The 26,387-nt window shown below is 40.9% G+C and carries 19 protein-coding genes and 2 tRNA genes; 12 read left to right on the forward strand and 9 right to left on the reverse strand.

Annotation, left to right across the window (positions count from 1 at the left end; genetic code table 11):
* Position 1 precedes the first annotated feature (1 nt).
* The 3 genes from ALE3EI_RS07190 to ALE3EI_RS07200 all read left to right on the forward strand — a co-directional run bounded on the left by ALE3EI_RS07190 (position 2) and on the right by ALE3EI_RS07200 (position 1,713).
* Positions 2-1,219 carry a bifunctional folylpolyglutamate synthase/dihydrofolate synthase gene (locus ALE3EI_RS07190; RefSeq protein WP_186992323.1) on the forward strand — a complete coding sequence of 406 codons (1,218 nt, stop codon included), beginning with the start codon at positions 2-4 and terminating at the stop codon, positions 1,217-1,219.
* Positions 1,220-1,312: 93 nt separating this feature from the next.
* A tRNA-Val gene (locus ALE3EI_RS07195) sits at positions 1,313-1,387 on the forward strand.
* Between the two features lie 251 nt (positions 1,388-1,638).
* Positions 1,639-1,713: transfer RNA gene (locus ALE3EI_RS07200), tRNA-Val, on the forward strand.
* 721 nt (positions 1,714-2,434) lie between these two features.
* Here ALE3EI_RS07200 and ALE3EI_RS07205 read toward each other — a convergent pair.
* Both ALE3EI_RS07205 and gldJ read right to left on the reverse strand, forming a co-directional pair.
* Complete coding sequence (locus ALE3EI_RS07205) at positions 2,435-3,715, reverse strand: UDP-N-acetylmuramoyl-tripeptide--D-alanyl-D-alanine ligase (protein WP_186987615.1); 1,281 nt, start codon at positions 3,713-3,715, stop codon at positions 2,435-2,437.
* A gap of 76 nt (positions 3,716-3,791) precedes the next feature.
* Positions 3,792-5,468 (reverse strand): gliding motility lipoprotein GldJ, encoded by a 1,677-nt coding sequence (gene gldJ, locus ALE3EI_RS07210; RefSeq protein WP_186987616.1) that lies wholly within the window; start codon positions 5,466-5,468, stop codon positions 3,792-3,794.
* Between the two features lie 209 nt (positions 5,469-5,677).
* On the opposite strand from gldJ, the gene porU reads away from it, so the two are divergent.
* From porU to ALE3EI_RS07255, 9 genes are all read left to right on the forward strand, one after another.
* Positions 5,678-9,538 (forward strand): type IX secretion system sortase PorU, encoded by a 3,861-nt coding sequence (gene porU, locus ALE3EI_RS07215; RefSeq protein WP_233279936.1) that lies wholly within the window; start codon positions 5,678-5,680, stop codon positions 9,536-9,538.
* 35 nt (positions 9,539-9,573) lie between these two features.
* A complete protein-coding gene (gene porV, locus ALE3EI_RS07220) occupies positions 9,574-10,737 on the forward strand; it encodes a type IX secretion system outer membrane channel protein PorV (protein WP_186987617.1) in 1,164 nt (387 codons plus the stop codon).
* A gap of 4 nt (positions 10,738-10,741) precedes the next feature.
* Complete coding sequence (cdd, locus tag ALE3EI_RS07225) at positions 10,742-11,224, forward strand: cytidine deaminase (protein ID WP_186987618.1); 483 nt, start codon at positions 10,742-10,744, stop codon at positions 11,222-11,224.
* 186 nt (positions 11,225-11,410) lie between these two features.
* Complete coding sequence (gene pdhA, locus ALE3EI_RS07230; protein WP_186987619.1) at positions 11,411-12,409, forward strand: pyruvate dehydrogenase (acetyl-transferring) E1 component subunit alpha; 999 nt, start codon at positions 11,411-11,413, stop codon at positions 12,407-12,409.
* Between the two features lie 6 nt (positions 12,410-12,415).
* On the forward strand, positions 12,416-14,086 hold the full coding sequence (locus tag ALE3EI_RS07235; protein ID WP_186987620.1) for a pyruvate dehydrogenase complex dihydrolipoamide acetyltransferase: 1,671 nt from the start codon (positions 12,416-12,418) through the stop codon (positions 14,084-14,086).
* Between the two features lie 73 nt (positions 14,087-14,159).
* The gene (locus tag ALE3EI_RS07240) at positions 14,160-14,840 is read left to right on the forward strand and encodes an SDR family NAD(P)-dependent oxidoreductase (RefSeq protein WP_186987621.1); all 681 of its coding nucleotides are present in this window, start codon (positions 14,160-14,162) and stop codon (positions 14,838-14,840) included.
* Positions 14,841-14,846: 6 nt separating this feature from the next.
* Positions 14,847-15,443, forward strand: a complete 597-nt coding sequence (locus ALE3EI_RS07245) for a SprT-like domain-containing protein (protein ID WP_186987622.1) — start codon at positions 14,847-14,849, stop codon at positions 15,441-15,443.
* 49 nt (positions 15,444-15,492) lie between these two features.
* On the forward strand, positions 15,493-16,575 hold the full coding sequence (locus ALE3EI_RS07250) for a mannose-1-phosphate guanylyltransferase (protein WP_186987623.1): 1,083 nt from the start codon (positions 15,493-15,495) through the stop codon (positions 16,573-16,575).
* A gap of 1 nt (position 16,576) precedes the next feature.
* Positions 16,577-18,004 (forward strand): DUF389 domain-containing protein, encoded by a 1,428-nt coding sequence (locus tag ALE3EI_RS07255; RefSeq protein WP_186987624.1) that lies wholly within the window; start codon positions 16,577-16,579, stop codon positions 18,002-18,004.
* A 6-nt stretch (positions 18,005-18,010) separates the two neighbouring features.
* On the opposite strand, the gene ALE3EI_RS07260 is transcribed toward ALE3EI_RS07255, so the two are convergent.
* The 7 genes from ALE3EI_RS07260 to gcvP all read right to left on the reverse strand — a co-directional run bounded on the left by ALE3EI_RS07260 (position 18,011) and on the right by gcvP (position 26,250).
* Positions 18,011-18,775 (reverse strand): ABC transporter ATP-binding protein, encoded by a 765-nt coding sequence (locus ALE3EI_RS07260; RefSeq protein WP_186987625.1) that lies wholly within the window; start codon positions 18,773-18,775, stop codon positions 18,011-18,013.
* On the reverse strand, positions 18,775-19,512 hold the full coding sequence (locus ALE3EI_RS07265; protein WP_186987626.1) for an MlaE family ABC transporter permease: 738 nt from the start codon (positions 19,510-19,512) through the stop codon (positions 18,775-18,777). Before ALE3EI_RS07265 ends, ALE3EI_RS07260 begins: the two co-directional genes overlap by 1 nt.
* A 75-nt stretch (positions 19,513-19,587) precedes the next feature.
* The gene (locus tag ALE3EI_RS07270; RefSeq protein WP_186987627.1) at positions 19,588-20,685 is read right to left on the reverse strand and encodes an alkaline phosphatase; all 1,098 of its coding nucleotides are present in this window, start codon (positions 20,683-20,685) and stop codon (positions 19,588-19,590) included.
* A gap of 63 nt (positions 20,686-20,748) precedes the next feature.
* A complete protein-coding gene (locus ALE3EI_RS07275; RefSeq protein ID WP_186987628.1) occupies positions 20,749-21,603 on the reverse strand; it encodes a glycosyltransferase family 2 protein in 855 nt (284 codons plus the stop codon).
* Positions 21,600-22,124 carry a class I SAM-dependent methyltransferase gene (locus ALE3EI_RS07280; protein ID WP_186987629.1) on the reverse strand — a complete coding sequence of 175 codons (525 nt, stop codon included), beginning with the start codon at positions 22,122-22,124 and terminating at the stop codon, positions 21,600-21,602. The genes ALE3EI_RS07275 and ALE3EI_RS07280 overlap by 4 nt, the downstream gene beginning before the upstream one ends.
* Positions 22,125-22,128: 4 nt before the next feature.
* The gene (locus ALE3EI_RS07285; protein ID WP_186987630.1) at positions 22,129-23,187 is read right to left on the reverse strand and encodes a 3-oxoacyl-ACP synthase III family protein; all 1,059 of its coding nucleotides are present in this window, start codon (positions 23,185-23,187) and stop codon (positions 22,129-22,131) included.
* Between the two features lie 213 nt (positions 23,188-23,400).
* The gene (gene gcvP / locus ALE3EI_RS07290) at positions 23,401-26,250 is read right to left on the reverse strand and encodes an aminomethyl-transferring glycine dehydrogenase (RefSeq protein WP_186987631.1); all 2,850 of its coding nucleotides are present in this window, start codon (positions 26,248-26,250) and stop codon (positions 23,401-23,403) included.
* Between the last annotated feature and the right edge of the window lie 137 nt (positions 26,251-26,387).

The raw sequence follows: 26,387 nt of genomic DNA on the forward strand, positions 1-26,387 counted from the left end.
TATAAACTATCAAGAATCAATACAGTGGCTGTTTTCGCAGCTGCCCATGTATCAACGAATGGGTGGTGCGGCCTATAAGGCCGATCTCAACAATACCCTGCTGTTAGCCGAATATTTAGATAATCCACACTATCATTTTAAAAGTGTGCATGTGGCGGGAACAAATGGTAAGGGCTCGACCAGCCATATGCTCGCCTCAATTTTTCAAGAGGCAGGATATAAAACAGGATTGTATACTTCGCCTCACCTCAAAGATTTCAGGGAACGGATACGAATAAACGGACAAATGATTTCTGAAGACTGCGTTCAAAGTTTTGTAAATGAACATAGATCGTTCTTTGAGACGAATCAACTCTCTTTTTTTGAAATGACCGTCGGGATGGCTTTTGATCATTTTAGGAGAGAACAAGTGGATATAGCCATCGTAGAGGTTGGTATGGGAGGGCGTCTGGACAGCACCAATATTATTACTCCGGAAGTTTCTATTATTACGAATATTGGATTGGATCACACCCGTTTTTTAGGAGATACCTTGAAGGAGATAGCCGGGGAAAAGGCAGGTATCATTAAAAAAGATGTTCCGGTTGTGGTAGGCGAATGCCATCCTGAAACAGAGCAAGTTTTTAGAAATGTTGCTTCCCGGCATAATTCGGAACTGACTATTGTCGAGCCATATGAGATCACCCCATATACTACCGATCTTAAAGGAAATTATCAGAAGCATAATCTTAAAACTGTAATTGCTGCAGTTAAGATCCTCCTTGAGAAAGGTTGGAAATTATCGGAAAGTGCTATTAAGAATGGACTTGAAAATGTCATAAGAAACACCGGACTTATGGGGCGATGGCAAACTCTTCGGGAAAGTCCAAAGGTTATATGTGATACCGCACATAACAAGGAAGGTTTGATGTATGTTCTGGAACAGATAGAGGTTCAGCATTATAATAATCTACACATAGTGTTGGGAATGGTGAATGATAAAGACCCCGAAAATGTTTTACGGTTATTTCCGAAAGACGCACAATATTATTTTTGTAGTCCCAATATACCACGCGGGCTTCCGGTTGAAATTTTGAATCAGGCGGCTACCCAATTTAATCTGTCCGGAAGTAGTTTTAAAAGTGTTTCAGAGGCGTATAAAAGTGCTATAAATAAAGCCGACAAAGCCGATCTCATCTTTGTGGGGGGCAGTACTTTCGTGGTTGCTGAAGTTTTATGATTTTTTTGAATTAATTGTTTGCGGGAATTAAAAACTACCTTATATTTGCACCCGCCTACGCACTCAATGAGTGATTCATGGCAACCTTAACAAGGGCGCGTAGCTCAGTTGGTTCAGAGCACTTGGTTTACACCCAAGGGGTCAGGGGTTCGAATCCCTTCGCGCCCACTTCAAAAAGCCATCCAGTCGGATGGCTTTTTTTGTGTCCGCTCTGGATTCGAAAGCCACGCGGTAAGCTCGCCCCTCACTAAAAATGTCAAAAGGACATTTTATTTACCTTCGGTCGTCTTCGCGCCCACTTCAAGCACAAAATTCACGATCCCGCAGGAAATAGATGATTTCGTTGTTTAATCTTAATAAAATATGGCCCTCGGAGTTATTTTCTGAGATAGAATTTGTTTATTTTTGAGACAAGTAATGGGTCATTAACTCAGTTGGTTCAGAGTGTTACCTTGACAGGGTAGAAGTCACTGGTTCGAATCCAGTATGACCCACATCAAGCACAATCCCAATGACAGGGTCATTGGGATTTTTACATTTCAGAACATACAGTTTACTGTATTGTTCAAGAAATGTAAAAATCCTCACAAGCGCAGCTTGTATTGGATTGTATTTGCAGGAGTGAGTTGTATCTGGATCACCAGGGGTAATCCTCACAAGCGCAGCTTGTATTGAATTGTATTTGCAGTAGTGAGTTGTATCTGGATCACCAGAGGTAATCCTCACAAGCGCAGCTTGTATCGGATTGTATTTGCAGTAATGAGTTGTATCTGGATCACCAGAGGTAATCCTCACAAGCGCAGCTCGTATTGGATTGTATTTGCAGTAGTGAGTTGTATCTGGATCACCAGAGGTAATCCTCACAAGCGCAGCTTGTATTGGATTGTATTTGCAGGAGTGAGTTGTATCTGGATCACCAGGGGTAATCCTCACAAGCGCAGCTTGTATCGGATTGTATTTGCAGTAGTGAGTTGTGTCTGGATCACCAGGGGTAATCCTCACAAGCGCAGCTTGTATTGGATTGTATTTGCAGTAATGAGTTGTCTCTGGATCACCAGGGGTAATCCTCACAAGCGCAGCTTGTATTGGATTGTATTTGCAGTAGTGAGTTGTATCTGGATCACCAGGAGTAATCCTCACAAGCGCAGCTTGTATCGGATTGTATTTGCAGTAGTGGAGATAACGGGATCATGCGTAAATCCAGTTGTCGTAGAGTTAAAAAATTTCAAGAACCCTTTCTAAGGCCATACCCCGCGATCCTTTAATAAGGATAAAATTGCGCTCTAAAGGGTGTTTCTTTAAATGTGCAGAAAGCGATTCAAATGTTTCAAATTGCATAATGTGATTGGCATTGTGCCTAGTTTTTTTAAAATTGCTCCCAACCAGATAGGCCTTTCCGAAGGGATGGTGTTCCAGAAACGTTGTGATATGTTGATGTTCTAATGGAGCATCACTGCCTAATTCGAACATATCACCTAAAATCAGGATCTTTTCATTTCCTTCGGCTTGTTTAAAATTTTCTATAGCAGCAAGCATACTGGTAGGATTAGCGTTGTAAGCGTCTAATATGATCTTGTTAGTAGCTTTTTCAATAAGCTGTGATCGATTATTGTTAGGAATATACTTTTCGATAGCACGTTTTATGGCTTCGGAAGAAATTCCGAAGAAATCTCCTATTGCGATAGCCGCTGCTACATTATTAAAATTATAAAGTCCGATGAGGTTACTATGTATGTGCTGTCCTTTGAATAAAACTTCAACGTGTTTTGAAGCATTTTTTAAGGTTACCATGCAATCCTGCTCTTTTTCACCGAAGGTGTAGCGTTTTATATCTTCAGAAAGTTTCATTTGGCGCTTATCCCGGGCATTGACAAATACGAGTTTATCGTTGGCCTGAAGATGACGGTATAATTCGGTTTTGGCTTTTACTACACCTTCGAGACTTCCAAATCCTTCCAGGTGGGCTTTCCCAAAGTTTGTGATGTAACCGTAGTCCGGTTCTGCGATGGTACAAAGTTTTGCGATCTCATTGTGGTGATTGGCTCCCATTTCTACCACGCCTATTTCTGTTTTGGAATTCATCTTAAGAAGCGTTAAGGGCACACCAATATGATTGTTGAGATTGCCTGAAGTAGCTGTGGTATTAAATTTTTCAGAAAGAACAGCGTTTATTAGTTCCTTGGTGGTGGTTTTACCGTTACTTCCCGTTAAAGCTAGTATTGGAATATTCAAGAACTTTCTGTGAAACCGGGCCAATTCTTGTAAAGTCTCCAAAGCATTTTCACATAAAATTGTTTTTCCATTTGGAATATGATACACCGATTCGTCAATAACCACATATTTCGCTCCTTTTTCTATGGCTTCGGAAGCAAAGGCATTACCGTTAAAGTTATCGCCTTTAAGGGCAAAAAAGAGACAGTCTTTGGTAATTTTTCGGGTGTCGGTAGAAACTCCGCTGCTTTCGAGGAATAGTTGATGAAGCGTTTCAGTTTTCATAGAAAATAAATGTACTAAAAAAGCCCTTCAGATATAAAAATCGAAAAGGGCTTTTTCACTTTGAAACTATTAAAGTTTAATTTCTTGGTCTTTTTCCTTTTTTGGATTTGGATCCAACACGCGACATTGCACATCTGAAACCAATATAATCTGTGGCCATATCCTGAGGGAAATATCTTCTTTGTGCAGGATCTAACCAGTAGTCTCTGTCTCTCCATGAACCGCCTTTATAAACACGAACCTCGTTGTCCACTAGGGTTGTTCTTTTGGTAGATTTATCATACTGACGATCTAAGTTTCCTAAACTATCTGCATAAACCTGATGCTTAGGAGAATTATACATTCTCTTTGTGTCATCTTCAGAACTTTCACCTTCATCGGCAAAAGAGTTATAGTAGCGGGTTGAGCGAGGGTCACCATCACGATAATCACGATTATCACTTTCTGAGAAGTTCGTTCTCAAATAAGTCTCCTGCTCATCAACCGGCACCTGAAGGATCTCTCCTGGTAAGTTACGTGCAACGATCTTTCCATTGCTTAAGGTATCGTAAACTATAGAGTCTGCCGTGACAATTTTTACTTTACCGTCTTCGCCGATGGCATTTTTGGTATAAACATTACCACGATAGTAATTGAAGTCATTAAATTCGTCATCAACTATTGGGCGGTAAACATCGGCTACCCATTCTGCAACATTTCCTGCCATATCATATAATCCGTAATCATTAGGCTCATAAGACTTTACTTCGGCGGTAATATCTGCGCCATCATCACTCCATCCTGCAATTCCACCATAATCACCATCACCTTGCTTAAAGTTAGCCAGTTGATCTCCACGACTTCTTCGGTCTCCGGATCTGGTATACTGTCCATCCCAAGGATATTTTTTTCTACCTCTGTACACGTTGTAGCTACGTAATCCTACAAGTCCAAGTGCCGCATATTCCCACTCGGCTTCCGTTGGAAGTCGATAATCGGGTAATAAAAGTCCGTCTTTACGTTGTACATAAAGGTTTGTACTATCCTCACTACGTTTAGCTAGTGACTCTGATCTTTTGCCACCACGCGTGATCGAATCATTTCCACCATAGGTCATGGTTGGAGAATTAAGATAAGTATCTGTATTAAAGGTTTTGCCAGGTTCTACATCATAGCGGGCATTTCTCGCCGTCATTCCTTCTTCTTCAAGAATGAGTTCGTTAACGCGGTCTGTTCTCCAGTTACTGAATTCAACTGCCTGAACCCAGCTTACACCTACTACCGGATAATTAGCATATGCAGGGTGGCGTAAATAATTATTCGTCATTACTTCATTAAATCCAAGTCGGTTTCTCCATACCAGAGTATCCGGTACAGCACCGTCATAAATTCTTCTGAAATTTTCTTCGGAAGGTGGGAAAACCTGCTTGATCCAGTCTAAATATTCCAAATACATTAGATTAGTCACTTCGGTTTCATCCATATAAAATGACTGAACATGCTGTTGATTAGGAGAGTTATTCCAATCGTGCATTGGGTCATCTTGTACTCTACCCATGGTATAAGTACCACCCTCAATGAATACTAAACCGGGGCCGGTTTCTTGTTCCTGGGCTTTCGGATTGTACTGGAAACCACCTTCTTTGGCGTTCATTTTCCATCCGGTTGCCCTAGAACTGTTTTTGTAGTCTCGGGTTTTGTTACAACTCACTAAAAGAGATGTCGCAACTAATGCAATGCATAGCTGTAATACTAAGGTTTTTCTCAAGTTCATAGTTTCAAATATGAAAAAATTGGGTTCGCAATATAGTAATTAACGATAAAAGTGCAATATTATTTTAATATTTAATATAACGTAAGGCGGTAGTTAAAATACCGACCCCATTGTTAACGTATTTGTTCGTGAATTATTATGTATGCTTTTTAAAGTAGAAAGTTTCGTAAAAAAGCCATACTAAGTGTATATTTAGAGCGTTATTTGTTATGATGAGAAGAATTTTACTTTTGGGCGCTCTTATAGCGTTACCATTGTTTTTGCACGCACAACAAAGGACTATTGAAATAGACTGGGAGAATCCGGAGTCGGTTGTCAATACTCCTGCAAAAAATAAGGTTGATCTTAACAGAAATAATACCAATGCTGTTTCTAAAACTAAAACGAAGAAACATTCTAGCCTAGAGGTTGAAGACAGAATTCCTGTTTACAGCGAGCGCTGGCAGGATAATGGTTATGCAAATAGCACCTCTTTGAGGCTTACTAACATTCAGTACCAAAATCTATCCGCAGATGAACGCAGGCTGATCAAAGCCGATCTGGTGCCTAACTCCGTATCCTCAAAGATCATGAGCTCTAAAGGCAGGGATATCCTGTATACTACATTGGTGGTTTCACCGGTGGTTAATATGAACGGCGCATTAAAAAAGATCACCTCCTTTAATATTTCTTATTCCTATACTTCTCACAATGCTTCTTCTTCCAGAATGCCTATTTCTAATTCCGTTTTGGCAACAGGTAATTGGTATAAATTTAAAGTGGAACAAACCGGGGTGCATCGAATAGACCGTGACTTTTTGAATAATCTGGGGATGAATACCGATGGCATAAACCCCCGAAATCTGAAAATCTATGGTCATGGTGGTAAAACCCTGCCATTTCTCAATATAGATAATACTCAGTTAGATCTTCCCGAAACTGCTATTCAAGTCATTGGAGAAGCCGACGGCTCTTTCGATAGCGGAGATTTTATTTTGTTTTATGGCATTAGCACTTTGGGCTACGACGAACAAAATGACACCAATATCAACCCCTATTCAAACGATTCGTACTACTATATAACTGCCGATGGCGGAAACGGACTGAGAGTGCAGGCTATGAATGAACCTTCAGGGAACCCTTCAGAGATCATTACTACTTTCAACGACTATAAATTCCATGAAGAAGACGAAGACAGCCCCGCAAAGGTGGGTAGAAGGTGGTTTGGAAATCGCTTCGATATAGAAAATGAACAGAGTTATGAGTTCGAATTCCCGAATATCGTACCCGGTTCTTTAATGAATGTAAGAATTAAGCTTGCATCTGCTTCAGAATCCGTTACGTCTACAGCGGTCTCAATTAATGGAACTAGTCTTAATCCACTGGTGTTTAGCGCTATCAACGACCCGACACTTCTGGACACCAAGGAATTTAACGATACCTTTCCCGCCGGAGGTGAAACCGTCACAATTGATCTTAATTATAACAATGGAAGCAATCCTTCCAGTATTGGCTATATCGACTACTTAAGTGTAGAGGCGTTGCGGCGATTAACAGGAACAGAGGGCCAGATGGCATTTCAATATAATAATGCCATTGGCATGATTGGAGTAGGAGAATATCAAATTACCAATGCCGCTCAGTTTTCTCAGGTGTGGGATGTGACCGATCCGGCAAATATTAGATCAAAACAAAATGAAGGTGGTGCTTCACAACTCAGTTTTAAAGCTAATCTGGGGGAATTACGAAAATATGTTGCGGTGAATCCGTCCGATTACTTTGTTCCTGTGGCCGGAGCACAAACCGTGGTATCCAATCAGAATTTAAAAGGAACCATTTTTAATGATTCCTCAGGTAATTTTCAGGATATTGATTATTTGATCATTACAGCTCCATTTCTTATTCAACCTGCGCTTCGATTGGCTACACATCACAAAAACCTAAACGGACTTAATGTAAAGGTGATTACTACAGACCGAATCTATGAGGAATTCAGTTCAGGAAAACAGGACATAGGGGCAATCAGGAATTTGGTGCGCTATGTCTATGAGAATGCTTCCTCTCCCGACAAACGAGTTAAGTATGTATGTCTGTTTGGAGATGCTTCTATTGATTACAAGAACAGAATAGCCAATAATAATAACATCGTCCCTGTTTATCACACCTTGTTTAGCAACAGTACCTTTACATCCTATATGTCTGATGATTTTTATGGTATGATGGATCCATTGGATGGTGGACTAAATCAAAACGATATACTGGATATTGCCGTAGGTCGAATACTTGCCGATGAAGTAAGCCTTGCCAACACATTAGTGAATAAAATAATTGATTATTCCTCGAGAGAAAGCTACGGCAACTGGCGGAATAATTTTCTATTGGTTTCAGATGATGCCGATTCACAAACAGATTCGACGCTTCAGTTTAATCTCGATGCACTTGGAGATCAGATATCGGATGAAAAACCATTTATCAACGTAAAGAAAATTCACGCCGATGCCTTTCAGCAACAAACTTCAGCAGGAGGAAATCGCTATCCCGAGGTGAACGAAGCTGTAAGTAATGCCATTGAAGTTGGAGCTTTAGTGATTAATTACTTTGGACATGGCGGGGAGGATGGTCTTGCAAAAGAGTTTATTTTTACGAAGCAAGAGGCGATAGAGCTTCAGAATAAAAATAAGTATCCCTGTATCATTACCGTTACTTGCGAATTTACCAAATTTGATAATCCACTTCGAATAACGGCGGGTGAACTCACCTATTGGAATCCTAACGGCGGTGCTATTTCTTTGATCACAACAACCCGTTCCATCACCGTAAGTACGGGTGTAAACTACAATCAGGAATTGGCTCCCGAAGTTTTTGGTTTTGGTACAAGTAACATTGTAGCACCTTCTGAAGCATTGCGCCGGGCAAAAAATTTGATCACCAGTTCCGATAAGCGCGTTGTTTTCTATATTGGCGACCCTGCGATGAAGTTGGCTTTTGCAAAACCGGAAGTAAAACTAACCACACTTAATGGTGTGCCGCTAACACAGGCTGTGGATACGTTAAAGGCGTTGAGCAAAGTTCGCTTTGGAGGAGAAGTTGTCGATGAGGCCGGAAATCTGCTAAGTGGTTACAACGGCGTGGTTGAGGCGAAAATCTATGATAAGGATGTACAGCGGCAAACCTTAGGGAATGACGGAACAGAAAATGCCAATGGGTTGATCATTATGAATTTTAAAACGCTAGGAGAGATTCTCTTTAACGGACAGGCAACCGTTACAAACGGGCGTTTTGAATTTGAATTCGTAGTGCCTCGAGACATACAGATCCCTGTTGGAAATGGCCGAGCAAGTCTCTATTCAGAAAGAAGCAATGCGTTGGAGGATCAAGCGGGTGCCGATCTTACTATAAAAGTAGGTGGTTTGAATGAAGATGCTCCGGAAGACAATCAAGGACCATTGATCAGGTTGTTTATGAACGATGAAAGTTTTGTTTCTGGCGGAATTACCAACGATTCCCCAATTCTTATCGCTAAACTTGAGGATGAAAACGGAATAAACACTGCTAGTGGAATAGGCCATGATATCGTTGCAATTCTCGATGGAGATGAATCGAATCCTTTTGTATTGAACGAGTATTATCAGGCCGAATTGGACGATTTTACCAAAGGAAAGGCTACCTATCGTCTGCGTGACCTGGAAGATGGATTGCATACACTTACTTTGAAGGCATGGGATGTATATAATAATTCGTCAACTATGGATATTCAGTTTGTGGTAGCAGGAAATGATCAGCTGGAAATTTCCAGAGTACTCAATTATCCCAACCCATTTGTCAATTACACCGAATTTTGGTTTAATCACAACCGTCCATTCGAACCACTGGAAGTTCAGGTGCAAGTGTTTACTGTAACAGGAAAGGTGGTATGGACACAAAACCAGATCATTAATACCGACGGATTTTTATCACGTGATATCGTATGGGACGGGAAGGATGATTTTGGCGATAGAATCGGAAAAGGTGTCTATGTATACAAGATTACAGTTAAATCTACGTTAACCAATCAGCGAATTGAAAAATTTGAAAAACTGGTTATCCTTTAAAAATTAAAAGTATATTTGTCCAAATTTTGAACCTCATGAAGAAATTTTTTATTGCAATTTTTGTTAGTTTATTTATTTTTCAGGTGTCTGCGCAGGAGGAAGGTGACCTTGCTCAACAACGTGTGATTACAACAGCAGTGCCCTTTTTGCTTATTGCAGCCGACGCCCGTGCGGCAGGTATGGGAGACATTGGAGTTGCCACAAGTGCCGATGCTTTTTCGCAGCAATGGAACCCGGCAAAATATGCTTTCGCTATTTCAAAACAAGGTGTGGGTGTGACGTATACTCCGTATTTAAGTCAGTTGGTAAACGATATATTCCTTGGAAATTTAACGTATTATAACAGAATTAATGAGCAGAGTGCTTTTGCAGCCAGTTTACGATATTTCAGTCTGGGCGATATCGAACTTCGCGAAACTATAGATCAGGAGCCTTTAATTCAAAGTCCGAATGAATTTACATTCGATGTTTCTTATTCTCTGCGATTAAGTGAGCGAATCTCTATGGCCGTAGGAGGGCGATACCTTAGATCTGATTTAAAAATTCAGGCTTCCAATGAAGATGCTACCGCAGCCAGTTCTTTTGCAGTAGATGTTGCCGGGTATTATCAGAGTGAAGAGATTGCCTATAACGATTTTGACGGGCGATGGAGAGCCGGTTTTAATATTTCAAACATTGGTCCTAAACTAAAGTATGACGAAGTAGGACAGGAGAGTAACCTTCCAACTAATCTGGCATTAGGTGGTGGTTTCGATTTCATTTTAGATGAATATAACAAGGTAGGTGTCTCTGCCGAAGTAAATAAGTTGTTGGTTCCAACTCCTCAGGATTTTGACGGTGATGGCGATATCGATGCCGAAGATGATGAAGAATATGAGTCTATCAGTTTCTTTTCGGGTATGTTCAAATCCTTTGGAGATGCTCCCGATGGATTTAGTGAAGAGCTGAAAGAATTTACTTGGGCATTGGGTGCAGAATACTGGTATCAGGATGTATTTGCATTCCGTACAGGTTATTTTAATGAAAGTGACCTAAAAGGTTCTAGGAAGTTCCTTTCTCTTGGAGCCGGTTTCCGATATACAGCAATAAATATCGATATTTCTTACTTGTTCTCCACTTCTAAGGTAAGAAGTCCGCTGGAAGGAACACTTCGTTTCGGACTTACTTTTAACTTTGGGGACGAGTACGACGAATACTAGAATCGTGAAAAAAATAAAGATCGAAACGGAACTTGAAGTTTATGATTCTGTTTCATCACTTCCTTCAGAACTAAAAGATCTAATGCATAAGGCGCAAAAGGCACGTGAAAATGCTTATGCGCCTTATTCACTTTTTAAAGTGGGTGCTGCTTTGTTGCTCGAGACTGGAGAAGTTATTATTGGGAACAATCAGGAAAATGCAGCTTTTCCCTCCGGACTCTGTGCAGAGCGCGTAGCCGTTTATCACGCAGGGGCAACCTATCCGGGAAAAACCATTAAGGCACTCGCCCTTACTGCCAGGTCTCTCAACCATGAAGTGCGTACTCCTACACCGCCCTGCGGAGCCTGCAGACAGGCATTGGCAGAATATGAAGTCAAACAACAAACACCCATTAGCGTTTATTTTATGGGAGAAACCGGAAATGTAGTTAAGGCAGCTTCGGTAAAAGATCTACTACCGCTTATATTTGACAGCTCGTATTTGTAGCCTTCAACAGAGCTTCTAATCCTAATTTAAGGTTGTTTTCAGTATTGAATTTCTATTTTAGTAATTTGAAGTTCTACTTCTTTTGTAGATGCTATTAATATAGTATTTTTGTTATTCGTGCAATCCGGTTTTTCTTCGGAATATCGGGTCAATTAAACAGTTAATGCGCCAAGGGCGTAGCTTGATATGAAAAAAATTACGAAACAAACTTATCTGGACTGGTATGAAAATATGCTGTTCTGGAGAAAATTTGAAGACAAACTGGCTCAGGTTTATATCAATCAGAAAGTGCGGGGATTCCTTCACTTGTATAATGGTCAGGAAGCGGTTTTAGCAGGCTCACTGCATGCCATGGATCTAACCAAGGACAAAATGATAACCGCGTATCGCAACCACGTCCAGCCTATTGGAATGGGAGTGGATCCTAAAAAGGTTATGGCCGAGTTATATGGTAAGGCAACAGGAACCTCACAAGGATTGGGAGGTTCTATGCATATATTTTCAAAAGAATATCGCTTTTACGGCGGACACGGAATTGTAGGAGGGCAAATCCCCTTGGGTGCCGGACTCGCCTTTGCAGATAAATATTACGATCGTGACGCCGTCACCCTAACATTTATGGGAGATGGAGCCACACGACAAGGGTCATTGCACGAAACGTTTAATCTGGCGATGCTCTGGAAACTTCCGGTAGTTTTCTGTGTTGAAAACAACGGGTATGCCATGGGAACTTCTGTGGAGCGCACTGCGAACCATACCGATATCTGGAAACTCGGATTGGGATACGAAATGCCTTGTAAACCCGTAGATGGAATGAAACCGGAGGTGGTTGCCAAGGAAATGGATGAAGCAATTGAGCGTGCACGCAGAGGTGACGGGCCAACATTCCTGGAATTAAGAACCTATCGGTATAGAGGGCATTCAATGAGTGATGCGCAGCATTATCGTACCAAGGAAGAAGTAAAGAAAAAACAGGAGGAAGACCCTATTTCTTATGTATTGCATCATATTTACGAGAAGAAATGGGCAACCGAGGCCGAGATCAAAAAGATCGATAAGAAAGTGAAGGATATGGTGAGTGAATGCGAAAAGTTTGCCGAGGAGTCTCCATACCCCGAAAAGCATGTTATGTACGATGCAGTTTACGAACAGGAAGATTATCCTTTTTTACCTCATAAATTATAATTCACTATGGCAGAAGTAATCAACATGCCGCGTTTAAGCGACACTATGGAAGAGGGCACCGTGGCGAAATGGCTCAAGAAAAAGGGTGATAGCGTTGCCGAAGGGGATATTTTAGCTGAAATTGAAACCGACAAGGCTACCATGGAATTCGAATCTTTTCATGAAGGTACACTACTTCATATAGGTATTGCTGAAGGTGAAACAGCAAAAGTAGATTCTCTTCTGGCTATTATTGGTGATAAGGATGAGGATATTTCAGAGTTGTTGAATGGCGAAGGCGAAGCTTCCGAAAAGAAATCTGAATCGAAAAAAGAAGAAAAAGCAGACGACAAGTCTGAAAATACTTCCGAAGAAAATAAAGAAGAAGATACCACTGAAGCTGAAGCTCCCGAAGAAGATTCATCTCAGGACTTGCCTGAAGGGGTGGAAGTTATTACCATGCCTCGCTTAAGCGATACCATGGAAGAAGGTACTGTGGCGTCCTGGCTTAAAAAAGAGGGCGATAAAGTAGAAGAAGGGGATATACTGGCCGAAATTGAAACGGATAAGGCCACTATGGAGTTTGAGTCGTTTTACTCGGGAACCCTTCTTAAAATTGGGATACAGGAAGGTGAGACAGCCAAGGTGGATGCCCTGCTCGCCATAATAGGCCCAAAAGGAACCGATGTTTCAGGAGTTTCTGGAGCGACATCCAAAAGTAAACCCGCGGCCAAGTCAAAAGAGGAAACAAAAGTAAAAGAAGAGTCCTCAAAGCCTTCCGAAGAAAAGGAAGAAAATAAAGAAAAGCCTGCATCTTCAGCAGGTCAATCTCAGACCACAACAAAAGACGGAGGTAGAATTTTTGTATCTCCCCTCGCTAAAAAATTAGCCGAAGAAAAAAATATTAGTCTGTCTCAAGTTCAGGGAAGTGGCGAGAACGGCCGTATTGTAAAACGTGATATTGTAAATTATCAGCCCGGAACAGGTGCCGCTGCTGCCTATACGCCGGTGGGAGAGGAGCGTTTTGAAGAGATCAAGAATTCCCAAATGCGCAAAACCATTGCAAAACGTCTGGGTGAATCGAAATTTACGGCACCACATTATTACCTGACCATCGAGCTGGATATGGATCATGCGATCGCCTCAAGAAATGCGATCAATTCCGATCCCGATGTAAAGATCTCCTTTAACGATATGATCATTAAAGCTTGTGCTATGGCATTGCGAAAGCACCCGCAGGTTAACAGTCAGTGGACGCCCGATGCGACGCGCATTGCGCAACACATTCATATTGGGGTCGCTGTAGCAGTAGATGAGGGATTGCTGGTTCCGGTATTGAAATTTGCCGATCAGATGTCCTTCTCACAAATTGGAGGGAACGTTAAGGAGTTGGCGGGTAAGGCCAGAAATAAAAAGATCACCCCTCAGGAAATGGAGGGCAGTACCTTCACAGTTTCTAATTTAGGAATGTTTGGAATTAAGGAATTTACTTCTATTATTAATGCGCCAAATTCGGCTATCCTATCTGTGGGAGCCATAGAGCAGAAACCTGTAGTGAAAAATGGTGCGATCACCATTGGAAATACCATGACCGTTACTCTGGCGTGTGATCACCGAACCGTAGACGGGGCAACAGGCGCCAAGTTCTTGCAAACGGTAAGGCAGTATATCGAGAACCCGGTGACCATGTTTGTTTAAATGTTCATAATACACCAAAAAACGATCCCGTACTCACATTTTTGTTGAAGACGGGATTTGTTATCTTTAGCGCATGAAGAATATTGTCATTACAGGAACCAGTAGAGGTATAGGATATGAGCTTGTAAAATTATTTTCTGAAGGCGGGCATACTACACTTGCTCTTTCTCGAAATGCTGAACCCATCGCTCAAGCAGGTTTTAAAAACTGCACCTGTTTTCCGTTCGATATCACTAAAGATGATGACCTCAAAAAAGTTTCAGAATTTGTAAAGAAAAACTGGGAGAGTGTCGATGTTCTCATCAATAATTCAGGTTTTTTGGTGAATGCACCTTTTTCAGAAATATCCCTTTCAGAATTTAAGCGATCCTACGACGTTAATGTTTTTGGAGTGGCCGCCTTAACTCAGGCGCTTCTTCCGTTTATGCCAGAGAATGGACATGTGGTAAACATTAGCAGTATGGGCGGTGTACAGGGAAGCGTAAAATTCCCGGGTTTAAGTGCTTACAGCAGCAGTAAGGGTGCTTTGATCACGCTAACCGAATTATTGGCAGAAGAATACAAAGCGGCGGGCCCTTCCTTTAATGTTCTAGCATTGGGCGCTGTAGATACAGAAATGCTTCAGGAAGCGTTTCCGGGCTATCAGGCACCGGTTTCGGCCCAAGAAATGGCCGGATATATTGCAAGATTTGCTATGGACGGACACCAATTTCACAACGGAAAGATCATTCAGGTTTCTAGTTCAACGCCCTAAAGCACTATGCAGGATATACTTACTACTTACATTCCTCGAGTTGCCGTTCAACCGGCTTTTGAACTGATAAAAGCAAACAATGTTCATCTTAAGATCGTAAATGAGCGGGTTACCCGGCATGGAGATTACCGAAAACTTCCCGATGGAAGTCATCAGATCACTGTAAATGCTAACCTGAATCCTTATCGTTTTTTAATTACACTTGTTCATGAGATTGCTCATTTGGTAGCATTTCATAAATATGGCCGACTTATTAAACCACACGGAAAGGAATGGAAGTATACTTTTCAAACACTCATGTTGCCTTTCTTACGACCCGAGATATTCCCGAATTCGTTATTACCCCTTCTCGCTATTCATTTTAAGAATCCCAAAGCGACCAGTGATACCGATACCCGATTGGCACTAGCATTAAAACAATTTGATCCTCCCAATGATAAAAACTATATATTTGAAATACCGCCCGGAGGGGAATTTCGTTTGTATAACGGGAAGGTCTTTAAACGTGGTAATAAACGTGTAAAGCGCTATGAATGCGTAGAGGTGAGCACCGGCAGGATGTACTTGTTCAACCCTAACGCCGAAGTGGAATATTTGCAGTAATGAATAGTGAATCGTAAGTAGTGAATTGTAATAGCATCTATAATAACTAATGGAGAATTCGAATAAATACGCTGTGATCATGGCCGGTGGAATCGGTTCCCGATTCTGGCCTGTAAGTACGGCAGCCTTTCCAAAACAATTTCACGATATGTTGGGAACAGGGGAGTCCTTACTGCAACGTACGTTCTCACGGGTAAATAAGGTAGTTCCGAGTTCTAATATATACATTCTCACCAATGAGAATTATTTAAATATCACGCTGGAACAAATACCGGAAATTTCTAAAGAGCAGGTCGTTCTGGAACCTGCGATGCGAAATACAGCACCTTGTATCTTACTGGCTGCGTTAAAGATTCATAAAAATAATAAAAACGCCGTAATGCTGGTCGCTCCCAGTGATCACTGGATAGAGGATGAGGCAGCTTTCGCTTCCGACCTTGAGTTATGTTTTAAGACTTGCAGCGAGAAAAATATATTAATGACATTGGGAATTGAACCTACTTTTCCTAATACGGGATATGGCTATATAGAAGCTGAAAAGCAACTAGATTCTGATATTAAAAAAGTAAGACAATTTACTGAAAAGCCGGACTATGAAACAGCGAGATCGTTTCTGAACCAGGGCAATTATTTGTGGAACGCAGGCATTTTTATCTGGAGTGTTCACAGTATTACTGAGTCTTTTGCTGAAAATATGCCGGGAATGCATTCGCTTTTTTCTGAAGGGACTGCGGTCCTCAATACTTCCGAAGAAAAAAAGTTTATAGCCGAAAATTATGCCAGAGCCGAAAATATATCGATAGACTACGGTATCCTCGAAAAGGCAGACAATGTTTATGTAAAAAAGGCCTCCTTCGATTGGAATGATCTAGGTACCTGGGGCGCACTTCACGAGAAATTAAACAAGGATACAGAAGAAAATGCCATTGTAAGAGCTAAAACACATCTGGTTGATGCCTCAGGAAATATGATCTTTACATCCGGAAAAAAATTGGTTGTAGTTGACGGAATTAACAACTATATTATTGTCGATAAAGAGGATGTATTATTATTGTTTCCGAAGGAAAAGGAGCAGGAAATAAAAAGCCTTCTATCTGAAATTTCTGAAAAATTCGGAAAAAATTTTACCTGATATGAGTACAGAGAAAGATCGCGATATTAATGTAACACCCAATGAAGAAGAATTTGACAACATCAAACTCAACACCTGGGATAGTTTAAAGAAGTTTTTCCGTGAGTTGTTTGATATACGAAAGGATTCAGACCGGGATGCTACCATAGAAGCCGTAAAAAAGGATATCCCATTTAAAGGTCATACGGCTTGGATCCTTATTTTTTCCATTTTCGTGGCTTCTATCGGACTCAATGTTAGCAGCACGGCCGTAGTGATAGGTGCGATGCTCATTTCTCCGTTAATGGGACCCATTGTTGGTGTGGGGCTTGCGGTTGCCATCAACGACGTCGATACGCTAAGACGTTCCTTGATCAACTTAGGAGTGATGGTGATATTAAGTGTCGCGACCTCATTTCTGTATTTTACGATCTCACCTCTCACCGAAGAATCTCCGGAACTTCTCGCAAGAACCTACCCTACGATCCTGGACGTATTGGTTGCCATCTTTGGAGGTCTTGGTCTTATTGTTGCAAAAACCAAAAGCGGAACCATTGCAAGTGTGATCTTTGGAGTGGCGATTGCAACCGCACTTATGCCTCCGCTGTGCACAGTTGGGTACGGACTCGCAATAGGAAATTTAAATTTTGCCGGTGGTGCCATGTATCTGTTCTCCATTAATGCTGTTTTTATAGCGTTGGCAACATTTATCGTTTCCAAATTATTGCGTTTCCCATTAGTGAAATATGCAAATTCGAAACGAAGAAAACGAATTGCACAACTAGCTTCCCTTATCGCCGTAATTGTTATGGTGCCGAGTGTTGTATTATTTATAAATTTACTCGACGAGCAGGTGTTCGAAAACAGGGCCGAAGATTTTGTAGAGAATGAGATACGATACGATGGTGCCGAAGTGGTAAAGGCTACGCACAATTATGAGACAAAAAGTATTGATGTGTATCTAATCGGGCAACTGGTGCCTCAGAGTACGATCAACAAGTGGGAATCTGATCTGAAGCAGATAGAAAAGCTTGAGGAAACCAATTTAAGGGTATTTCAGGGAACCGATAGAAGTGGCGATCTTGCTGCACAACTTTCGGGTGAAGTAAAAGCAGGCATATTGGAAGACCTTTATGTGAAGAACGAACAGGCCATTAGGGATAAGGATGAGCGCATACAGTTTCTGGAAAACGAGATCACCAAATTAAAGGTCAAAGATGTGAATTTTGAAGACCTTAGCAAAGAGGTGAAAATAAATTACGAGGGATTAACATCCTTCAGTTATTCAAAAAAAGTCATTACAAATTTTAAAACCACAGATACCATACCCGTTTTCGATATTAGTTGGGCGCGAACTGTAAGCCGGAGAGACAGAAATGCAAATAAAGTGAAGCTGGAAGACTGGCTAAAATTTAAACTGAAACTGGATACTTTGGTGGTGGAAGAATAGGTTGAATTACTCCTCCTTTAACTGGACTTCCCTAATTTTTTTAAACAAGTCTGATGAATACACAAAATCTGTAACATCTTCGTTATCGGTTTTAAAGATGTCATGGTTGGACCCTTGCCATACTAGTTTTCCGTGTTTTAGAAAGACAATGTTCTCGCCAATTTCCATAACCGAATTCATATCATGTGACACTACCACCGTTGTAATATTGTATTCGTGTGTAATCTCTTGAATAAGATTATCGATTACTGTTGCGGTTTTAGGATCCAGCCCGGAGTTTGGCTCATCACAAAACAGATATTTGGGGTTATTTACTATCGCTCTTGCAATGGAGACCCGTTTCTGCATTCCTCCGGAGATTTCGGCAGGATATTTTTTATTTACTCCTTCCAGATTTACCCTTGCAAGCACTTCGTTCACTCGGGAAAGCATTTCACTTTTACGTTGTTTTGTGAACATACGTAATGGAAACATAATATTCTCTTCAATAGTCATAGAGTCAAAAAGGGCACCACCCTGAAAAAGCATGCCTATATCTTCTCTTAGCTCCCGTTGCTGCTCTTCGTCCATATCCTGTATGGCATTTTCCTCATAATAAATACGTCCCTCTTCAGGTTTGAAAAGACCCAATAAACATTTTAGCAGTACAGTTTTTCCACTACCACTCTGACCGATGATAAGGTTTGTTTTTCCCTTTTCAAAAACCGTAGTGATCCCTTTCAGAATTTCTTCTTCTCCAAAACGTTTTCTTATGTTCTCTACTTTTATCATTAGCTTAAGAGGAGTTGAGTTACAATATAATTGGAAAGAATAATAAGTACACTGGTCCAAACAAACGAATTGGTACTGGCTTTTCCTACCTCCAAAGCGCCACCTTTCATAAAATACCCCTGCCAAGAGGGTACTGTGGCCAAAATAAATGCGAATACAAAGGTTTTAGTAAAGGCATACGTTAGATGAAACGGGTTGAATGAATCTTGTAGACCGGCGACAAATTCGGTTGCGCTGGTAAATCCCCCGTAAACACCGGCAATAAAACCACCCATTATACCCAAAAACATAGCAATTGCAATGACAAAAGGATAGAGCATTAAGGCTGCTAACTTGGGAAATACCAGATAATTCAATGAATTAATACCCATGACTTCCAGGGCATCAATTTGCTCGGTAACCCGCATAGAACCGATGCTGGAGGTAATAAAGGATCCCACTTTTCCGGCCATAATGATTGATATGAATGTTGGAGCAAACTCAAGAATAATAGATTGTCTAGTGGCAAATCCTATTAACGACTTTGGAATTAACGGGTTCTCTAGATTTAATGCTGTTTGTATGGCAATTACACCTCCAACGAAAAAGGAAATAAAAGCAACGATTCCCATGGAGCCAATAATGAGATCATCTATTTCCTTAAATATTAATTCCTTTATTACAGAACCTTTTGTAAAGCTGCTGAACACTCTTTTGAGCATCAAAAAATAGGAACCAATATCTCTTATATATTTCATGGGCATTTGTCTACTGCTAAAGTAACAAAAAATAGGGGAGTGTATTGAGCAAAAGTAAGGTAAGATGTTGTTAAATTAATTCGATAACAACTGCATTATTTTATGATAGATCTCAGTATTATCATAGACGCCGCTAAACAATTCAGAGCCCGGTCCATATGCAAAAACCGGTACCATAGTTGCCGAATGTTGCCCATGATACAGCGTAGGCTTTATTTTGTTGTAATCATATCCATCCATTGATAAGGCAAACGAACCGGTTTCGTGATCTGCAGTAACGATAACCAAAGTTTCTTTGTCTGTCATAGCGTAATCTAGGACACGTCCTACTGTGGCATCGAAATCGAGTTGTTCATCTATCATATATTGTAACTCCCCGTCGTGCGCGGCGGTATCAATTAAAGATCCTTCTACCATGAGGAAAAACCCATTCTTATTCGTGCTTAAGCTTGATATAGCCAAATCGGTAGCCCGGGGTAGAAAATCCCCTCTTCCTTCAGTTTTCCAGGGAAGATCTTCATCGGCTAATAAGATCAGTTGTTTTCGTTTATCCACTGTGGATTTTAATGAAGTAGTGTCAATACCATATCCTTTTTTTACGAATTCAGACAGCAAGTCTTTTCCTTCGGATGCTTTCCTAAAATAATTTAAACCGCCGCCAGCAATAAAATCAATATCCGAATCAACGAGCCAGGGGGCAATTTGCTCGTAATCATATCGATACGGCACATGTGCAAAAAACGCCGCGGGTGTTGCATGTACAATGATCTTTGTGACCACCAATCCCGTGGAAAAGTCGCGTGCTTCCAGATGATCAATAATGGTAGGGACTGGAATAGAATCATTATCCAGTCCAACGGCTTGATGAAAGGTTTTAATTCCGGAAGCAAAAGCAGTTGCAGCCGCTGCCGAATCGGTAATTAAATGAGTACTGGAAGAGGTTTTTATAAGGCCCACAATTGGAAATCGTTCAAAATTTGATGGTTCCTCCTTATAAAAATTGGCGATCGATATCTGACTTAACCCCATCCCGTCTCCAATGAGAAAAATGATGTTTCTGGGTGTTTCTCTTTCTGACGATGTATACGTTTTTGATAGTGGTTTAGCAGAATTACAGGAAACCAGGGATACACTAAAACATAAAAATAGGAAGGGGAATATTTTAATTTTCATCAGCTAAATTTTCAAAGAAGTAAAATTACGGATTGTATCAGAAAAAAGATTATGTAAATGTTATCAATTGAGACCCATTCGTTTTTTAATTCCGATCCATCGGTACTTACGAATGAACGCGCCCTCTGCTTCCGAAACAATAAAAGACAAATTCTCAGTTTTAGCTTTTCGATATCCCTTTATACAATCAAAAAAGAAATTTATATTTCGTTTTCTCAGCGCAAGTTTGGCTGAAGCTATTGTGGTCAACAAATAACCATAGCGCATTTTATAAAAAGCTTCACCTTGTTTAAATCGGGCTTCAGCCGAATAATTCACTCCGGTCGGTTTTAGGTGTTTTACGTGTAGTGATTCATCGGTTATAACGTCCCAGCCATGGTATTTGGCTAGCAATTCGTCAACCGTATCCCAGCCCATATCATTTTTTAGTCGGCCAATCTTTTCAAAACACTCCTTTCTATACGCCTTTAAAGCCCCACGAATATGATCGGTATTGGTTAGTGCTTCGAGTTGCCATTGGTTATCCCTTTTAATGTAGCAGAAACCACCGGCCATTCCACATCGCTTATTTGTTTCAAAGATGGTTGATATTGACTTTAAGTAGTCTTTGGGGAAAATAAGATCAGCATCAAATTTGCAAATAATTTCATAGTCTTTTCTTACCAACTTAAAACCATGATTAAATGCATTAATAATTTTATTACCGGGACTATGTTCAGTTCCGGCATTCGTTTGTACTGATTGAATAAAAGGATATCTTTCGGAGAATGAATCGATTATCGATTGTGTTTTGTCTGTAGAAGAATCATTTACAACAATAAGCTGCTCAGGTTGTACAGATTGTTCGACTAAGGATTTTAGTGTTTTAGCCAGATATTTAGCTTCATTGTGCGCAGGTATTACAACAGCGATTTTCATGATAAACGTTCGGCATAAACTAAATAGTATCGGGGAGTAAATCGTCTTAAAATGGGTCTAATGCCTATCTTTTTAACTGGATTGGTAAATTTTTCACGTTTTTTAATATGCCAGCCTGCTTTTTCGAGTAGCCAGTCGAATTGCCAGTCTTCAAATTCGTGATAATGCCTATCTCTTTCATCAGTTTTACTGCGGTAAGCAGAGGCGAACCAGAGCTTTAAGGGTACCGATGCTACTAATTTATCAGCTTTTATATCCTGAATTACATTAAATGGAGAAACCAGATGTTCAAAGATCTCAAAAGCAGTGACCACGTCATATTTTTCCGATTTTACAACAGTAGTGTCGAGATCCAGATCTTCACCTCCAGTATTTGTTACCTGAAAGCCATGTTCTTTCATAATTTCAGAAAATGGATTCGTCACTCCCAGATCGAGAATTCTAGCTCCAGGAGCAATGTGTTTTTTTAAGAACTGTAGGGTGTGCTTATATCGTTTTTTGGGAAATTTACCTTCGTACATAGATTTAGACCCTGTAAACAATTGCGTTTATGTTCATCCCGGCACCAACGCTTGCAAAGATAACTATATCACCTTTGGCGATGCTCTGGTGCTCCATCTTCCCTTTTGTTACCAAGTCCAATAATGTTGGCACGGTGGCAACACTGGAATTACCGAGTTTATTTATGGTCATCGGCATGATATGGTCCGGTGGAGTTTCATCATAAAGTTTATAAAATCGCTTCATGATCGCTTCGTCCATTTTTTCATTCGCCTGATGAATAAAAATCTTTTTAAGATCCTTAATTCCTGCGCCACTTTTATCAAGGCATTCCTTCATAGCATTTGGAACGTTGTTCAATGCGAATTCGTAGATCTTTCGCCCATACATTTTAATATACTTTCGGGCATCATTCAATTCCTGATTATTCGATTCACCGAAATAGATAAAATGTGCTTCATCGTAGGTGTAGGTAGCACTTGTATGGCTCAATATCCCACTTTCACTGTCGGTGGCCTCCACAACTGTAGCTCCGGCTCCATCACTATAGATCATAGAATCCCTGTCATGTTGGTCAATAACCCGAGATAGCGATTCGGCTCCAATAACAAGACATTTTTTAGCAATTCCACTCTTAATAAAAGCATTTGCCTGTATCATTCCTTCCACCCAACCTGGGCATCCGAATAGCACATCATACCCTACACATTTCGGGTTTTTAATTTTAAGATGGTGTTTTACTCTTGAAGCCACACTTGGAACCGTATCACTTTGATGGGTTCCGTGTTTTACATCACCGTAGTTGTGGGCCACTATTATGTAATCTAGTGTTTCTTTGTCGATTGCTGCATCGGCGATAGCCTTTTCGGCAGCAAAAAATGCAATGTCTGAAGTTGTGAGATCGTCCTTGATGTACCTTCTTTCAGCAATACCGGTTATGGCCTTGAATTTTTCTATAATAACATCATTCTTATAGCCAAAAGGCGATCCGTCCTCATTGTAAAAGTTGTGATTTTCAAAAGACGAATTGCTGGCAACGCCACTGGGAATATAACTTCCTATGCCTGTGATTGTAACACCCATAGTACTTCAAATTTTTGCTAAAAATACATAAATCATAGGACCTATCAACGTAACATCTAAGGAAATAGTGTGAATTTGACAGATTCCGAAAATATCTTAAATCCATTGCGGGTTTTTCAGTAAAAGCAGAGAAATTGATGATTTTCTACAAAAATTACCCCCAATAAAAAAAGCTTCGATCTGAAGCTTTCTTTATGTGATGGTGTTTATCTTTTAAACTTCCATATACGCCTCAATTGGCTCACAAGTACAGATAAGGTTTCTGTCACCATAGGCATCATCTACCCGACGAACAGAGGGCCAAAATTTATTGTCATTCAAATAATCTAGCGGAAACGCTGCCTGCTTACGTGTGTATGGTAATTCCCATTCATCTCCGGTCAACATTTGTTGGGTGTGAGGAGCATTTTTTAATACATTGTTCGGCTCATCTTTATCTGCTGCGTCTATCTCTTTTCTGATAGAGATCATAGCATCGCAAAAACGATCCAGTTCCTCCAGGCTTTCACTTTCTGTAGGTTCTATCATCATGGTTCCGGCAACGGGAAATGACACCGTAGGCGCATGAAACCCATAATCCATCAATCGTTTTGCTATATCGGTTACTTCTATTCCATTTGATTTAAACGGTCGGCAATCAATGATCATCTCATGCGCCGCTCGTCCGCGTTCTCCTGCATACAACACATCGAAACTTCCTTTTAATCTTTGCTTGATATAATTGGCGTTCAATATGGCGTATTCTGTAGATTTCTTTAATCCGGCGGTACCTAGCATACTGATGTAGGCATAACTAATAATACAGGCTAAGGAACTCCCCCAGGGTGCCGCCGAAATTGCCGTGATAGCGTGTTCACCTCCGGTGGCGATCACAGGATTACCTGGTAAAAAGGGTACTAACTGACTCGCTACACATATTGGACCTACCCCGGGTCCACCTCCTCCATGAGGAATGGCAAAGGTTTTATGAAGGTTTAAATGACAAACATCGGCCCCTATTGCCCCCGGATTCGTAAGAGCAACTTGCGCATTCATATTTGCGCCATCCATATAGACTTGTCCACCATTTTCGTGAATGATACTCGTTATTTCTTTAATGGCGCTTTCATAAACACCGTGAGTCGAAGGATAGGTCACCATAAGAGCTGCTAGTTCGTTTTTGTGTTCGGTGGCCTTTTGGCGCAGATCGTCCACATCGATATTTCCATCGTCACTGGCCTTCGTAACTACTACTTTCATACCTGCCATAACAGCACTTGCGGGATTGGTGCCATGCGCCGACGAAGGAATAAGACAAATATTTCGATGCCCTTCTCCTTTGCTTTCATGGTATGCTCTAATCACCATAAGTCCTGCATACTCTCCTTGCGCACCCGAATTGGGTTGCAATGATGTTCCTGCAAAGCCGGTGATCTCAGTCAATTGGTTCTCCAGTTTTCTAAGCATCTGCTGATAGCCTCCTGCCTGATACGTAGGAGCAAAAGGATGCATATTTCCCCATTGCGGATCGCTTAAGGGTAACATCTCTGCCGCAGCATTTAATTTCATCGTACACGATCCTAAGGAGATCATGGAATGATTCAGAGCAAGATCCTTGCGCTCTAATCGCTTTATATAACGCATGAGCTCAGTTTCACTATGATAACTGTTAAATACCTCGTTGGTGAGGAAATCAGTTTTTCTCGCTACTTCCTCAGGGATTTTATTTCCGGTGAGCAATTCAGAAATGTGAATGGCATCGGTATTGTCTGCTTCAGCAAAAACAGATACAATCGCGTTAAGATCTTTTAAAGTTGTAGTTTCATTAATTGAAATGGAAACCGTTTCAGAATCAGGGTAATAAAAGTTTATTTCCTTGCTCTCGGCCAGAGGTTTTACGTAATCTGTATTGGTTTTGATCGCGATAGTGTCAAAATAAGTTTCATTGGCCTGGGTAAAGCCCATTTGCTCCAATACAGTAGCCAGGGTCACTGCCGAATTATGCACCTTCGACGCAATGTATTTAAGTCCGTTGGGACCGTGATACACTCCGTACATGCCCGCCATAACAGCGAGCAAAACCTGTGCTGTGCAAATATTTGAGGTTGCTTTATCCCTTTTTATATGTTGCTCGCGGGTCTGCAGCGCCATCCTTAGCGCACGGTTTCCATCGGTGTCTTTGGTCACCCCAATAATTCTACCAGGGATATTTCTTTTATATTCTTCTTTGGTGGCAAAATAGGCTGCATGTGGTCCACCGTAGCCTAATGGAATTCCAAATCGTTGCGTAGTACCCACTACCACATCCACTCCAAAATTTCCCGGAGCTTCCAGTTTTACAAGGCTTAAAATATCAGCCGCCACCGCCACTTTTATTTGAGCCTCTTTGGCCGACTTTATAAAATCTTTATAGTTATAGACCTTTCCGGTTTTACCGGGATACTGCAAGAGTGCTCCAAAAAATTCAGAGGAGAAATCAAATGTTTCATGATCTCCTATTACCAGTTCAATTCCCAGCGGCATAGATCGTGTCTGTAAAAGCGATAATGTTTGGGGAAGGATTTCTTCAGAAACAAAAAACTTGGTGGCATTGTTCTTCTTCTGCTCACGTTCTCTAACTGCAAATAACAATGCCATGGCTTCGGCGGCAGCAGTTGCTTCATCCAGTAATGATGCATTAGCCAATTCCATACCGGTAAGATCGGTTACCATGGTTTGGAAGTTTAACAATGCCTCCAAACGTCCTTGAGCGATCTCGGCCTGATACGGCGTATAGGCGGTATACCATCCCGGATTTTCAAGGATATTCCGTTGGATTACGGGTGGTGTAATGGATTGATGATAGCCTAACCCAATATAAGTTTTAAAAACCCTGTTTAACGTAGATAATTGTGTAATGTGCTCCAGATACTCCTGCTCACTTAGAGGTTCGTCCAGGTTTAATTCTTCCTTCAGGCGAATATCATCGGGAATGGTTTCAGAAATAAGTTGATCCAGCGAATCAACACCAACCGTTTTTAGCATTTTTGGAAGGTCGGTTCTACGCGGACCAATATGTCTAATGGCAAAAGAATCTGTATTCATTAATGTACTTTTATTTTAAGTTTTACCGTTCCCGGTATTTTGCGGCAAAATTACAATATTAAAAGGATATTTCTTCCTTTTTCAAACCACACACCTATACATTTTTTCAACTAAAAGTAAAGGTTACTAACACATTG

This window comes from Constantimarinum furrinae (genome assembly GCF_014295415.1).
GTDB classification, from domain to species: domain Bacteria; phylum Bacteroidota; class Bacteroidia; order Flavobacteriales; family Flavobacteriaceae; genus Constantimarinum; species Constantimarinum furrinae.

Coding starts and splice junctions, on each gene's coding strand:
- ALE3EI_RS07205 (WP_186987615.1), bottom strand. CDS start 3,715: ATGAAAACTGAAACGCTTCATCAACTATTCCTCGAAAGCAGCGGAGTT.
- gldJ (WP_186987616.1), bottom strand. CDS start 5,468: ATGAACTTGAGAAAAACCTTAGTATTACAGCTATGCATTGCATTAGTT.
- porU (WP_233279936.1), top strand. CDS start 5,678: ATGATGAGAAGAATTTTACTTTTGGGCGCTCTTATAGCGTTACCATTG.
- porV (WP_186987617.1), top strand. CDS start 9,574: ATGAAGAAATTTTTTATTGCAATTTTTGTTAGTTTATTTATTTTTCAG.
- pdhA (WP_186987619.1), top strand. CDS start 11,411: ATGAAAAAAATTACGAAACAAACTTATCTGGACTGGTATGAAAATATG.
- ALE3EI_RS07235 (WP_186987620.1), top strand. CDS start 12,416: ATGGCAGAAGTAATCAACATGCCGCGTTTAAGCGACACTATGGAAGAG.
- ALE3EI_RS07240 (WP_186987621.1), top strand. CDS start 14,160: ATGAAGAATATTGTCATTACAGGAACCAGTAGAGGTATAGGATATGAG.
- ALE3EI_RS07245 (WP_186987622.1), top strand. CDS start 14,847: ATGCAGGATATACTTACTACTTACATTCCTCGAGTTGCCGTTCAACCG.
- ALE3EI_RS07250 (WP_186987623.1), top strand. CDS start 15,493: ATGGAGAATTCGAATAAATACGCTGTGATCATGGCCGGTGGAATCGGT.
- ALE3EI_RS07255 (WP_186987624.1), top strand. CDS start 16,577: ATGAGTACAGAGAAAGATCGCGATATTAATGTAACACCCAATGAAGAA.
- ALE3EI_RS07260 (WP_186987625.1), bottom strand. CDS start 18,775: ATGATAAAAGTAGAGAACATAAGAAAACGTTTTGGAGAAGAAGAAATT.
- ALE3EI_RS07265 (WP_186987626.1), bottom strand. CDS start 19,512: ATGAAATATATAAGAGATATTGGTTCCTATTTTTTGATGCTCAAAAGA.
- ALE3EI_RS07270 (WP_186987627.1), bottom strand. CDS start 20,685: ATGAAAATTAAAATATTCCCCTTCCTATTTTTATGTTTTAGTGTATCC.
- ALE3EI_RS07275 (WP_186987628.1), bottom strand. CDS start 21,603: ATGAAAATCGCTGTTGTAATACCTGCGCACAATGAAGCTAAATATCTG.
- ALE3EI_RS07280 (WP_186987629.1), bottom strand. CDS start 22,124: ATGTACGAAGGTAAATTTCCCAAAAAACGATATAAGCACACCCTACAG.
- ALE3EI_RS07285 (WP_186987630.1), bottom strand. CDS start 23,187: ATGGGTGTTACAATCACAGGCATAGGAAGTTATATTCCCAGTGGCGTT.
- gcvP (WP_186987631.1), bottom strand. CDS start 26,250: ATGAATACAGATTCTTTTGCCATTAGACATATTGGTCCGCGTAGAACC.